Here is a 12,883-nt window from a genome sequence, read left to right as displayed (position 1 = left end):
GGGCATATGCCCATGCTGTGGGCAAATGTTACTCTTGGGTAAATTTTGAGTCAACTGTTTTGTAGAGCGGAGAGCGATTCCGTTCTAAGCGCTTAATAAGAGAGGAGTATTTTTGCCGTGGCTTCGTCAGTTGTCAGACGGTTTACCAAAGACCCCACCAAGGCGGCCTGAATCGCGCGCACTTTTGCGGGACCTGCGGCCAAAGCAGTAACAGGAGCGGGGCCCGCTTTTTTAAGGGGAGCTGATGACACGCGGGCATTATAGGCACAATCCAAAACAACCCCTTGGTTGTCATAAATGATACTCGTGATCTCGCCCGCGGCCCCCGCGTCTTGAAGTTCGGTGGCCTCGTCCTTGGTCATAAATCCGTCCAAAACCAAGGGCGCCGTCAAGTTGATTTGCCCGACCCCGACAAAGGTGGCGTCCGCAATATCACACAAATGCAGCGTGTTGCGCACCGCCTCCATGCTTTGCATCAATTTGAGTTCTTCGGCGTCATGCGCCAAAAGCGGCAGCGCCATTGGATAGTGCGCCGATCCGGTTTTCTCGGCCATCCGTGTCACCGCGTTATATTGCGTGGCCGATCCGTCCGTCATCATATTCCCAAGCCGCGAAACGATCGTATGTTGCGGGGTTGTGAGTGTCGGAAGCTGCTCAATACAGGCCCGCAACGCCCGCCCCGTTCCAAGCGCAATAATCTGGGGCGCTTCCGACCGAAGGTATTTCTCCATATCAGCGGCCACCGAAATGGCCAAACCGCTCAACAATTCTGGCGCGGATTTATCCGACGGCACAACGTTACACGCCACAAGACCGTATTTTTCCTTCACCGCCAGCGCCAATTCCATGCACACGGCAATTGGATGATCGATGCGGATTTTCACAAGATGCTCCGAAACAGACAGCGAAATCAGGCGCTGAACCGTTTGCCGTGAGACCCCGAGTTCGCGCGCAATTTCGTCCTGCGTCTTGCTGGCCACGTAATAAAGCCACCCCGCGCGCGCCGCCTCATCGAGTTTAATCTCTGCCTTCGAGGTTTTCTTTAGGGATCTCATCTTGCGCTTCCTTTTAACAAACTGGGTCTCAACTCCACCAATTTGGACCATTTGTCAAAAACATCTACGTTTTCAACAACCGCAGGAAGTCTGCCCGCAAAATGCGCCCCCCCAAGGAATCGAACCACATCCATTTGCGCCGCAAGCCCCGCCGCAACCCCGGGCAAGCTGTCTTCAATCACAAGACACCGCGCGGGATCGACCCCCATTTTGTTGGCAGCATGTAAAAACAAATCCGGCGCAGGTTTTCCATTTTTCACCTCTGAAGCGGTAAAAACCACCCCGTCGAAATGGCCCGACAGGCCCACAACCTCCAGCGATCGGGCAACCCGTTTCGGGCTGCTGCTCGTCGCCACACAAAAGGGCACCTTAAGCGCGGCAAGGATTTCCAAAACCCCCTCGGTGGTTTTCAAATTCAACTCGAACCCCGCCAAGAGGCGCGACGTATATCGGGCTTCAAAATCCTGCGGCACAACAACCCCAAAACCCGCGTCAATTGCCTTCACAACGGTAGAAAAACTGCGCCCCAGAAAATGCCTTCGAAAGTAGGGCAAATCGATCACGATCCCCTCTTCCTTAAGGACAGCAGTCAGAACATTTGCACTCAGCGCTTCGCTATCAATCAAAACTCCGTCACAATCAAAAATGACAAGGTCAATGGGGCGAGTGGTATCAGTGGATTGAAAACTCATCATTTTTTCCCAAACATGCGCTGTTTTTCACCCCTAGATGAGCCGCATTGCACACCAACTGTCAAGGCGTCCTGCTTTTTCGGCAGAGCAACTTTACTCTTGGCGTTGGCGAGTTGTCCCCGCAGGGACACCCCCTTAATGCCCGTCCAAAACCTTTAGAAACGCAGCGATTGCAGCCTCTAATTTGTGCCGCTCCAGTGCCGAGAAATCACGCGCCGCCAGCACCTCAAGACGCCCGTCCGCCGCGGTGCATTTCACCACACCAGAGGCATGCGGAACACGGAATGTAGTGCGCGCGCCCCCTGCCCTCACCGGCCGTTTTTTGGGGTTTGGCGTCACCGATTCCGAGGCCTCTTTCAACAAGATCAACTCTTTCTCGACGCTGCGATCAGGCTCCGATGACAAGGCAATCCGCAGATTCGCCACCACACCAGGCGTACGCTCAATCTGCTTTAAAAGCGCCAAACCCAGTGCCCGTGGAATAGATTCTGGGTACTTCAAATCCGCGCCAATACGATCAAGCAAAACCGCGAAACTGCGGATATAAGCCCGCTTTTGACGACCTGCAGAGCCGTAAAGCGCCACGACGGCGGCCTCAACATCCTGCACAGACGTCGCCGGATCGGCAGCATAGTTACGGGCCAGCGCGGCCATCTCCGCAAAAGAAATATCGCGGCGCACAAGGTTTTCATCGACCATGCGACGGTACAGGTTTTCCAACGCTTCCCCGCGTGCGATCAAACCCGCAGGGATTTTACCATAGGCCTCCGCATCGCCGGTTTCCGCCAGTAATTCGCGATAGGCTGACAAGCGCCGAAAGCCTTGAATCAGTTGATACCCCTCGTCGGTTTGCTCAATCTGAATGGGATTGGACAGGCCGATAGCACGAATCGACGCCTTGAGTTCGTCAAGCTCAGGGTCGCGCCCCGCGCCACGGTCCCGCGAAAGTTTTTCCACACGCACTTGATCCAGCGGAATTAAATCGACGATCAGCCCCTGCTCTTTCATCCGCACATGCTCTTTAGCAAGGGCGAAGTTTTCCTCGCGAATGGCCTGTTCGGCGGCATGTCGTCCCCGCAACGCCTCGGCATTTTCGGCAATCGCGGAGGCCATCGGACCACGTCGCAGCGATTCGGTTGGCGCCTCTTGTGGCGTGACTTCGGCCTCTTCTTCCGCCGGAAAATCGATGTCAAAAATACGTCGCTTGCTCATTTTTCATCCTCCATTGATTTCCAAACCTCAACGACATGGCCCTGAAATTCTTCATAAGCCCGATCAAACGACGCCCTTGCGCGGCGCCACGTGTCGCGGGTCATGTCACGATAATCCATCTCGTAAACCGACGACAGGAAGCGGCCAGATTGCTCCACCGCGCGGGTCATCTCGATGGGATGTTCAGTTACTCTATCGCCAAAAACCTTGCCAAATGCCGACCGCATCGCGCGGTGCAATTCATTGTTCGGCTCATAGCGCGTCAGAAGGAACCGCACGTCGTGAAACGCCTTGGGAAGGCGCACTGTCCCCGCGGGGACAAAGCTGGAAAACTGCGCCAAATCCTCCAAGGCTTCGGCAAGCTGACCGATAAAGGAGGTGGTCGAATCATACTCCCAGTAACCAGGACCCGACGGGATATAGAGCATGTCCGCCGCGAAAACCGCGTTCATCGATTGATAGCCAATTGCGGGGGGGCAATCGAAAATAATCAGGTCGTAGGCGTCGTCGGGGATCTGATCAAGGTAGCGCGACACGGCGGCGAAAAACGACCATTCGGGATTGAGGTGACGATACTGCGCCGAGGCAAACTCCACGAAGGCGGCGTTGGCGCAACTCGGCACGATATCGATGGTCGGCCAAGAGGTGGGCTTAATGAAGTCATTGACCCGCAATTCAGCCAACCCCATGCCAGTGATCGACGCGGGCAGTTGGCGCTGGGGCAGGGAGGTGCCCGATTCGGCCCCCGTCGCGGCGGCATTCATCCGTTCGGTTTCGCGCACCAAATCCCGCGCCATGATACCCCAAACGGTGTATTCTTCGGTGACATCCGACAGGCCCATCGAGTGGGAAAGGGTCGCTTGTGGGTCGAAATCCACGCACAAAACCCGATAGCCATCTAGGGCGGCAGCATGAGCTAAATGGAGGGCGACCGTCGATTTCCCTGCGCCGCCTTTAAAGTTGGCAATCGCTGCGCGGACCGCGCGTTGCCCCGCGGGGCGATGCGGCATCAAGGATTTTCGGTTCACCTTGAGACGGCGGCGCAACTCGTTAATTTCGTCGAGCGAGTACCAATGTTGCCGCCCGTCACCCTCGACAACGCCCTGGGGTAGGGTAGGGTCCGCCGCGAGACGGCCACGCAATGTGGATTGATTGACCTTAAAGATCAGCTCGCCAACTTCCCAACTCGAAAACCGCCGCAGGGTCTTTTCCATCTCGGGCGAGTAGGTCTGTTGACGGATGAAACCCTGCATCTTGAGGGACTGGGCCTGTAGGCGCGCAAGCTCTTCGTGGCTGTACATATAACCTCCTGTCCCCGCGGGGACGCTAATTCAGCGTTTCACCCGATTTAGCGCCATTTAAAAGAAAATGCAAAAACCAAGTTTGCAAAAAGCCAAAAAAGTGCAAATATCGGAAAAGAGCGTCCTGATACGTAGAATAACGGGGAGGAGCAGTCGCGGACCCCGAATCGCTTTGCCCGCCGAATCTACCGGTGATCACAAAGTTTAGGGGACATATTTGGCAGCCCCAACCACATATAGGGGACAAAACACCGCCAATGGGGGACGCACTGTATGTCCCCCTATACCAATTAATACCAATATTTATATTTTAGGGTTTGAATTCAAAACCCCCTCCAGAAGTTCCGGCTTGACAGAATCGAACAAATGGACGCAAATCAGAGCGTGGATACAAAGAGCGTTGAGTTTAGGAGTTTGAAACCTTAACCTTCGTAGAATGAACATTAAGATTCGTCGCATTGAGAGCGCGTGTTTGCAAAGAACACGTCGGAGGCAGAAATGATTGCCAAACGTAAAACTGGGCCTCAGGCCTCGGTCGTCAAGTACGACCTGTTGACGGCTCTCGGGGCTTTTGCCTTGGCGGAGGGCAAAGCGAATCAACGGATGTGCCTTCGGTTTATGACGCTGATCACGGCACGATATAATTGGGGACGCGATAGCCTGACGGTGGGGCAACGCGAGATTGCGCGGCTTTGGGCGGTGGATGAACGCACCGTGAAACGCGAGATGGCGAAGCTGCGCGCACTTGGATGGTTGGTTGTGCGGCGGCAAGGCGCGCGGGGCAGGGTGACGGATTATCGCCTCGATACGCAGGCTTTGTTGGACGCGACAAAACCACAGTGGAGCGCCGTCGGGCCAGATTTTGAAGCACGGATGAAGGGCACTCCAGAGCAGGACAAAACCGTGGTGCCGTTTACGCCGAATGTCACCGTCGCGCCGCCCGAAATCACCAGTGAGGAGTGGAGCCTTGCACAGTCGATTTTGCACCGCGAAAATGTTGCGCAATACGGCGCTTGGCTGCAAAAACTGACGCGTCACAAGCGGGAAGGGGGCGTGTTGATCCTTAAGGCCCCCACGGCATTTCACGCGACATATATCAATACACGCCTCAAACAGGTGGTGTTGGAGGCGTGTATTGCGGCCGACGAGAGCCTTACGGATGTTGTCGCGATTTCCTAGGAGCTATTTGCGCATCTCGGCCAATTGACCCAATATTTGCGTATAGTTTTCAACGCCCTGCGCACCCGTTACCAGATGTTTCTCATCGAAAACCATGGCGGGAACGCCGCTAATACCTTGCTGCGTCCAGTGGGTTTCGGCGCGGCGCACCTCTTCGGCGAAGCGCTGATCATCCAGCACGGCGACGGCCTCTGTACGGTCCAGCCCGATTTCGCCCGCAACATCGGCCAAAACTTCTGGATCACTTAGATCGCGGCGATCGGTGAAATGCGCGGCAAACAACGCCTGTTTTAGGTCCTGCATCCGCCCCTGTTCATTCGCCCAATGCAGAAGCTGATGGGTGTTGAACGTGTTGTGCATCCGCATGTCATCGGCAAAGCTAAAGTCAAAGCCCACATCCGCGCCTTGCTTGGTGATATGGGTGCGATTTTCGGCGGATTGCGCGGGGGTTGCGCCATATTTCTCCGTTAAATGCTCGGCCAGATTCTGGCCCTCAAGCGGCATTTGCGGATTGAGTTCAAACGGGTGCCAGTGGATTTCATGCGGCGTTCCAGAGGCTTTGAGGGCTTGTGCAAGTTGGCGATAGCCGATGACGCACCACGGGCACACCACATCTGACACGATATCAATGCGAAGGGGTTGCGGGGAAACAGTCATGGTTTTCCTTCCAGGGAGTTAAGGCAGTATTAGCCCCAAGAAATGTAAGTGCGGCGGCGTAATTGCAAGGCCTGCGGAGTAAAAATCGCGTGTGGTTACCAAGGTGTATCGCAAGAGGTGGCGACGGGGCCGGTTGAGTCGCGCAGGATTAATTCCGCGCGTTCGATTGTTTGCAGCGTGGTTGGATCAGCTCCTGCGAGGAGGTCGAAGATCGCTTTGGCGAGGGGTTCGCAGGCGTCGCGGAATGGGGCGCGGGTGACGGTCAGGGCGGGGTTGAAATTAACTGCGCGCATTTGCGGCACTGCGTCGTCATGGGCGATGATTGAGAGGTCACGGGGAATGGCAAACCCGAGATCGCTGGCGGCGCGATAGACCCCTGCGGCGATCAGGGTCGAGGCGCATATGATGGCGGTTGGGGGTGGCCCGTCTTGGCCCGACAGGAGCGCGAGCGCGGCGGCGTATCCGTTGGAGTCGGTGAGGGCGCCGTGATGGAGGGCGAAGGCGGGGATTTCGAGGGATTTGCGCTGCGCGGCCCGTGTGAATCCCGCCAGTCGTGCGGTTGAGAAGGCGAGGGGGGTAGGGCCATTTAACATCGCGATCCGACGGTGCCCAAGATTGAAAAGCAGGTTGAAGGAATCTTCGGCGAGTTGGGCATTGTCGATGTCGTAGAACGCGTAATTCGGGTCGTCGGCGCGACCATGCACCACAAAAGGAATGCCTTCGGAGCGCAAATAGGCGATGCGCGGATCGTCGTTTTCGGGGGCGTTCAGGATAAAGCCGTCCAGCGTGTTTTTCTCGACCATGCGTTGATAGGGCAGCAGAATATCGCTTGCGGTGGTGGCGTGAAATACAAGATCGAGGTCGCGGCGGGCAAGCTGATCTGAGAGGCCAAACATGGTCTCGTAAAAGGAGGCGTCGGTGGCTTGGGTGCTGTCGGATTTGAGAATCATCCCCACCATGCCCGAGCGCCCAGTGACCAGTTTTTTGGCGAGTTGGTTCGGGCGGTATTTCATCAGGCGAGCGGTTTCCACAACAGCGGCGCGGGTTTTCTCGTTGACCTCTGGGAATCCGTTCAACGCGCGACTAACGGTTGCGGGGGAGAGGTTGAGGGCCGCGGCGATATCTTTTAATGTGGACATACATTCCTCCTCAAAACGATTTAGAAATAGTATGGGTGTCTAAATAAAGCAAAATGTTTCTCTACTGTCATGTAAGGTTCACATTTTTCAAAACGATTTGAATAATTTTTTGCCCGCGTTATGCTTGGCAAAGAATCACGGGGGAATCCCGATGCTCAGGAGAAGTTTTCATGACGGAATGGTGGCGCGGCGCGACGATTTATCAGATTTATCCACGGTCTTTTCAGGACAGCAATGGCGACGGGATTGGCGATCTTGCGGGGATCACTTCGCGACTTGACCATGTTGCGGGGCTTGGGGTGGATGCGATTTGGTTGAGCCCGATTTTCACCTCGCCGATGAAGGACATGGGCTATGATGTGAGCAATTACACCGAAATAGACCCGCTTTTTGGCACCTTAGCGGAATTTGACACGCTGATCGCACGGGCGCATGAATTGGGCCTTAAGGTGGTCGTCGATCAGGTGTTGTCGCATACCTCCGATAAACATGAATGGTTTGCAGAGAGCCGCGCGTCGCGGGACAATCCGAAATCCGATTGGTACGTTTGGGCCGAGCCGAATCCCGACGGAACGCCGCCCAACAATTGGCCGTCGGTTTTTGGTGGCGCCGCTTGGGAATGGGAGCCGCGCCGTCGGCAATATTATCTGCACAACTTCCTGATTGAGCAGCCCGATTTGAACATGCATTGCGCCGATGTGCAGGACGAGATTCTGCGCGGGATGCGGTTTTGGCTGGAACGGGGCGTCGATGGATTCCGCTTGGATACGGTCAATTACTATTTCCACGACACCGAATTGCGCGACAACCCCGCGGCTCCCGCCGATGTGGTGGCCGAGCAGGTCGATACTTACGGGATGCAGGCCCATATTTACTCCAAGAACCGCCCCGAAAACATCGCGTTTCTGATGCGGATGCGGGTTTTGACGGATGAATTTGACGCGCGGATGATGGTCGGTGAAGTTGGCGACGGCGGGCAAACGGCGATTGATATCATGGGCGAATATACCCGTGGCACCGACCGTTTGCACATGTGCTATAGCTTTGAAATGCTCAGCCCGGACTTCACCGCCAAGCATTTTCGCAAAACGATTGAGGGGTTCCAGAAGGGCGCGCCGGATGGCTGGCCCTCGTGGAGTTTTTCCAACCACGATGTGCGCCGCCACGTCAGTCGTTGGCTGGAACATTGCGAAGATGCCGATGCTTTGGCGAAACAATCCGTTGCCATGCTGATGAGTTTTGAGGGCACGATTGGGATCTATCAAGGGGAGGAATTGGGCTTGCCGGAAACCGAGCTAGAATACAGCGAGTTGACCGATCCCCCCGGTTTGCGGTTTTGGCCCGAGAACAAGGGGCGCGATGGATGCCGCACGCCAATGGTTTGGAACGCCGAGTCGGAGCATGGCGGGTTTTCGAGTGCCAAGCCTTGGTTGCCGGTGAAAACGCCGCAACAGAGCCGCGCGGTGGATGCGCAAGAGCGTAGCAACGACAGCGTTTTGCATGCCTATCGCGAGACAATTGCATTTCGCAAAGCGAGCGAGGCCATGTTGCGCGGCACGACACAGTTCATTGATCTGCCCGAACCTTTGCTTGCCTTTCATCGGGTGGGGACGAGCCAAACACTGACCTGTGTTTTTAATTTGTCAGCGGAGCCACAGACCCTTGCCGTAGACCCTGCGGCGCGCCTTGTTGGGCCACATAATGCTTTATTAGAGACTGATATTCTGAATTTGGGTCCGAACGGATTTGCCTATCTAGATGCGGGTCGCGCGGAGGGTGTGTCTCTTAAAACTGCTAAATAGGGCGCATCAAAGGGGTTACCCCAGCTTTTTCAGAACCGATTTCAGGGTATCTATCTCGTGTTCTGAGAGGGCGCTGGTGATCTTTTCCTCGTAGGTTTGGGCCGCTTTGTGAAGGTCGGCGTAGGCCTTCTGCCCTTGTTTGGTGAGGGAAAGATGCTCAAGCCTGCGGTCGTTTTCGTCGGTTGTCCGCGAGAGGAACCGCTTGGCTTCAAGCGCCGTTACCGCGCGGCTGACCTTGGTTTTGTGCAGCGAGGCAAGGGTGCAAATCTCTTTGGCGGTTAACTTGCCGTGTATGCCCAAATGGAACAAAACCCGCCATTCGGTGCGCAGCATCCCATAGCGCTCGCGATATTGCGGTTGAAAATCTTTACTCACGGCCTCGGAGGTTTGGTTGAGGAGGTAGGGTAGAAATTCGTTGATTGAAAAGGACATCACCCCTCCGTGGATTTCGTGTCTAACGCTAGACTATTTGGCAAAACGCAGCAGGATTGCGCCGAGCAACGTTGTGAAAGTTGAAAACACGCGCACCAAATCAAGACGCTCCTTGAGAAAGAACACTCCGATCATCAGGGCAAAGATAATACTGGTTTCACGCAGCGCCGTCACCAGCGCGATGGGGGACTGTGTGAAGGCCCAAGTCACCAATGCATAGGCGATAAAAGACGCCGACCCGCCAAACAAAAACACGGCTCTGCCCCGCGTTGCTATCGCGGTGAGGGTTGTAGGGGAGCGGAGCAAAAGAAAACCGACCATGAGGATGCAATTGCCAATCGCAAGCCAACTAAAATAGCCAAGCGCGGTTCCTGAAACGCGCGCGCCCAAACCATCAACCAAGGAATAGGACGCGATAAACAATCCGGTCGTGAGCGCCATGGACGCGGCGTGGCCGTTGCGCTGGCCATTGGCGCTGCGCACCATTGCGAGGCTCAGAATTCCGACGCCGATAATCACAATCGCAAGCAACTCGATCGGGTCCAGACGCACGCCCAGAACCACAATGGAAAATAACGCGACCATTAGGGGGGCCGACCCGCGCGCAATTGGGTAGACCTGTGTGAGGTCGCCCGATTGATAGGATTTCAGCAGAAAGATTTGATACCCGACGTGCAGTAACATTCCCCCCACAAGGTAAGGATAGCTTTCGGGGGCAGGGGCGGGAACAAAGGGAAGCGCGAGCAGGGCAAGGGGCAGGTGGCCAATTACAACGGCGCCCATGCTCATCATTTTGTCGGCGCCACCTTTGACCAAAGCGTTCCATGAGGCATGCAATAAAGCCGCACAAATGACGGCAATAAAAACAAGCGTACTCATGTTGATGACCCCAATATTTGTTGCTGGGAACACTAGGCACTCAAGGCTGGCACCGCAATGCCGCGTTTACCAGCCGACGACGATCCAAACGATCCCTAAGCAGATCGCCAAATAGATGATCATGTTGAACATGGATCGGATGAGTCCCGCGTCCGCATCAGGGTCTAACCCCAAGCGTTCACAGATTTTGGTGCCGGGCCAGAGTATCGCTTGGGCAAGGGTCATTGTTTCACTCCTCTAAATCCGCATTCATGATGGGCTAGTGATGGCATTTTTAAATAGGTATTGCAAATGCTAATTTATAGAGGTGCCTTGGTGACGGATCCAAAATTATGCGCTAAGACTCCATAAATTATAGCGACGAGCGGTTTTGACTATGCTAATCTAGGCACTGAAATTTGACCCAAAAGGAAATTCACGATGCGTTATTCAATTGCTTTGGCCGTTTTGCTTTCCGCGGCACCCCTTGCGGTTTTGGCCGATGATTGGACGTATGACGCTACGATTTACGGATGGCTCCCCGGTGTTAGTGGCTCCCTTGCGACGCCCCGTGGCGACCTCGATCTCGGCTCGTCTGGTGGCAGCATTGACCTCGATAATCTTGAAATGGCGTTCATGGGGACGTTTGAGGCTCGGAACGGTAAATGGAGCATACTTGGCGATCTCCTCTATACCGATTTGGCGACGCAAAAAGAGACACCTTTTGGGGTCCTGTTCTCCAGCGCGGATGTCGACGTGCAAGTTTCCGCCCTTAGCGGCTATCTTGCGTATCGCGTGGTGGACGATCCAAACGTCACGGTTGATTTGGCCGCTGGTTTTCGCGCGTTTGGCCTCGACATCGGCACCACATTGAATGCAGGCACGCTCCCTTCCGAATCTGCCAGTATCGGCGACGGCTGGGTTGATCCCTTGGTGGCCGCGCGCGCCACATGGAAGTTTTCTGAAAAATGGTCAGCCTCCGCTTTTGCAGATTTCGGCGGTATCGGTGGATCGAGCCAAACGTGGCAAGCCTTGGCAACGGCCAATTATAACTTCAACGAAAACTGGTCTGGTCGATTCGGCTATCGGTATATGGACGTCGAAAAATCAATCGACGGTCGCGACATTAAAATCGGTCTTGGCGGGCCGATGGTTGGTGTAACCGTACGTTTCTAAGGCGGGCTTTAGGCGGCGTTGCCCCGATGAGTGCGGGGAAACGTCGCGCGTCGTTTTTGATACTAGGTGGTTGAATTCCCCGCGTTGAGGGGCGTAGACCCTATCATGAAGCCAAAAATCCTAACCACGCTTACGACTTATGATCGGCACCAGTTTGTCAGTGATCTGGTCGCAGGAATGACGGTGGCAATGGTTGCCTTGCCGTTAAGCCTTGCGATTGCCATTGCCTCGGGGGCTGGTCCGGAAAAAGGGCTGGTGACCGCAATTGTCGGCGGGCTGATCATTTCGTTGCTTGGCGGCAGTAGGGTTCAGATCGGCGGGCCAACTGGCGCGTTTATCGTCGTTGTCTTTGGCGTTATCACGCAACACAGCTATGACGGCCTCATCCTTGCGACGTTGATGGCGGGGGTCATTATGTTGGTGGCGGGTTTCCTGAAAGCTGGAAACCTTGTCGCTTATGTGCCTGAGCCCGTGATCAATGGCTTCACCATCGGCATTGGCGTCATTATTGCGACAAGCCAGATCAAAGACCTGTTCGGTTTTTCAATCGAGCAGGTTCCCGCAGAATTTATCGGGAAGGTCGAGGCGCTTTGGGGGGTAAAAGATACCTTAAGCCTTTCCGCCCTTGGGATTGGCGTTGGGACGATGGTGTTGATCGTTGCTCTGCGGCGTCTCGCCCCCAAGTTTCCAGGCCTTATTGTCGCTGTTGGTTTGACCTCGGCCATTGTTGCCTTGGCGGTTCTGCCCGTTGAAACGATCTTTTCGCGGTTCGGGGCCTTGCCCAGCACGTTGCCGTTTCCCAGCTTCCCCGAGATTAGTATTGAGCGCATGATAACGCTGCTCCCGTCGGCCATTGTTATTGCCTTCCTCGCGAGCATTGAATCGCTGCTTTCCGCGATGGTTGCGGATCGCATGATCGGGGGGCGGCATCGGCCAAACGCCGAGGTTCTGGCGCAAGGTTTTGCCAATATTGGCTCAGCCTTGTTTGGCGGCCTTCCCGCGACCGGCGCGATCGCCCGCACCGCGACCAATGTGCGTGCCGGTGGGAAAACGCCTGTTGCGGGTGTTGTTCACGCGTTGACTATTTTGCTGGTGATGCTGCTCGCTGCGCCACTGGCGGGTTATCTTGCCATGCCTGCGCTGGCGGGGCTTCTCATTCTAACTGCGTGGAACATGAGCGAGCCACATAAATGGCGCGGGTATATGCAGACCCGCATTTCGGATCGCATTCTGCTTTTGCTCACGTTGGTGCTGACCGTGTTCGCGGATCTGACCGTTGCCATTGGTGTCGGTGTTTCGCTTGGCCTTGCCCTGCGGCTGAGAGAAAAGACAACGGGAACAGAAAGCGATTGGACGCCTCCCGACCGTTAAGGAATGGGG

General features: G+C 55.3%; 13 protein-coding genes. 4 read left to right on the top strand and 9 right to left on the bottom strand.

The annotated features are described in order from the left end of the window. Positions 1-92 precede the first annotated feature (92 nt). From AB9F27_RS18650 to AB9F27_RS18635, 4 genes are all read right to left on the bottom strand, one after another. Positions 93-1,055, bottom strand: coding sequence for a sugar-binding transcriptional regulator (locus AB9F27_RS18650; RefSeq protein WP_369758002.1), 963 nt, complete (start codon positions 1,053-1,055; stop codon positions 93-95). Beyond that, the gene (locus AB9F27_RS18645; RefSeq protein WP_335585176.1) at positions 1,052-1,747 is read right to left on the bottom strand and encodes an HAD family hydrolase; all 696 of its coding nucleotides are present in this window, start codon (positions 1,745-1,747) and stop codon (positions 1,052-1,054) included. The genes AB9F27_RS18650 and AB9F27_RS18645 overlap by 4 nt, the downstream gene beginning before the upstream one ends. A 135-nt stretch (positions 1,748-1,882) precedes the next feature. Continuing rightward, positions 1,883-2,959, bottom strand: a complete 1,077-nt coding sequence (locus AB9F27_RS18640; protein WP_335585175.1) for a ParB N-terminal domain-containing protein — start codon at positions 2,957-2,959, stop codon at positions 1,883-1,885. Next, on the bottom strand, positions 2,956-4,260 hold the full coding sequence (locus AB9F27_RS18635) for an AAA family ATPase (RefSeq protein ID WP_335585174.1): 1,305 nt from the start codon (positions 4,258-4,260) through the stop codon (positions 2,956-2,958). Before AB9F27_RS18635 ends, AB9F27_RS18640 begins: the two co-directional genes overlap by 4 nt. A gap of 498 nt (positions 4,261-4,758) precedes the next feature. Here AB9F27_RS18635 and AB9F27_RS18630 point away from each other — a divergent pair, with 498 nt between their 5' ends. Beyond that, a complete protein-coding gene (locus AB9F27_RS18630) occupies positions 4,759-5,439 on the top strand; it encodes a hypothetical protein (RefSeq protein ID WP_335585173.1) in 681 nt (226 codons plus the stop codon). A 3-nt stretch (positions 5,440-5,442) separates the two neighbouring features. On the opposite strand, the gene AB9F27_RS18625 is transcribed toward AB9F27_RS18630, so the two are convergent. Together AB9F27_RS18625 and AB9F27_RS18620 are read right to left on the bottom strand one after the other, a co-directional pair. Then, positions 5,443-6,096: a DsbA family oxidoreductase gene (locus tag AB9F27_RS18625; protein ID WP_335585172.1), complete on the bottom strand. Its 654-nt coding sequence runs from the start codon at positions 6,094-6,096 to the stop codon at positions 5,443-5,445. Between the two features lie 95 nt (positions 6,097-6,191). Next, positions 6,192-7,235 (bottom strand): substrate-binding domain-containing protein, encoded by a 1,044-nt coding sequence (locus AB9F27_RS18620; RefSeq protein ID WP_335585171.1) that lies wholly within the window; start codon positions 7,233-7,235, stop codon positions 6,192-6,194. Positions 7,236-7,405: 170 nt separating this feature from the next. Between AB9F27_RS18620 and AB9F27_RS18615 the strand changes: the two genes are divergently transcribed. Beyond that, complete coding sequence (locus AB9F27_RS18615; protein WP_335585170.1) at positions 7,406-9,037, top strand: alpha-amylase family glycosyl hydrolase; 1,632 nt, start codon at positions 7,406-7,408, stop codon at positions 9,035-9,037. Positions 9,038-9,052: 15 nt separating this feature from the next. Here AB9F27_RS18615 and AB9F27_RS18610 read toward each other — a convergent pair whose 3' ends face one another. From AB9F27_RS18610 to AB9F27_RS18600, 3 genes are all read right to left on the bottom strand, one after another. Then, positions 9,053-9,469, bottom strand: coding sequence for a MarR family transcriptional regulator (locus AB9F27_RS18610; RefSeq protein WP_335585169.1), 417 nt, complete (start codon positions 9,467-9,469; stop codon positions 9,053-9,055). A 33-nt stretch (positions 9,470-9,502) separates the two neighbouring features. Next, positions 9,503-10,348, bottom strand: coding sequence for a DMT family transporter (locus AB9F27_RS18605; RefSeq protein ID WP_335585168.1), 846 nt, complete (start codon positions 10,346-10,348; stop codon positions 9,503-9,505). Positions 10,349-10,414: 66 nt separating this feature from the next. After that, a complete protein-coding gene (locus AB9F27_RS18600) occupies positions 10,415-10,573 on the bottom strand; it encodes a hypothetical protein (RefSeq protein WP_335585167.1) in 159 nt (52 codons plus the stop codon). A gap of 195 nt (positions 10,574-10,768) precedes the next feature. Here AB9F27_RS18600 and AB9F27_RS18595 point away from each other — a divergent pair, with 195 nt between their 5' ends. Together AB9F27_RS18595 and AB9F27_RS18590 are read left to right on the top strand one after the other, a co-directional pair. Next, entirely contained in the window at positions 10,769-11,503 is a 735-nt protein-coding gene (locus AB9F27_RS18595; RefSeq protein WP_335585166.1) for a hypothetical protein, read from the top strand. A gap of 105 nt (positions 11,504-11,608) precedes the next feature. Continuing rightward, complete coding sequence (locus AB9F27_RS18590; RefSeq protein WP_369757999.1) at positions 11,609-12,874, top strand: SulP family inorganic anion transporter; 1,266 nt, start codon at positions 11,609-11,611, stop codon at positions 12,872-12,874. Positions 12,875-12,883: the final 9 nt, after the last annotated feature.

Origin of the sequence: Falsihalocynthiibacter sp. CO-5D18, assembly GCF_041205445.1 — a bacterium.
In the GTDB taxonomy this organism is placed as follows: domain Bacteria; phylum Pseudomonadota; class Alphaproteobacteria; order Rhodobacterales; family Rhodobacteraceae; genus Falsihalocynthiibacter; species Falsihalocynthiibacter arcticus.
This window is presented reverse-complemented; position numbering and strand designations above follow the sequence as displayed.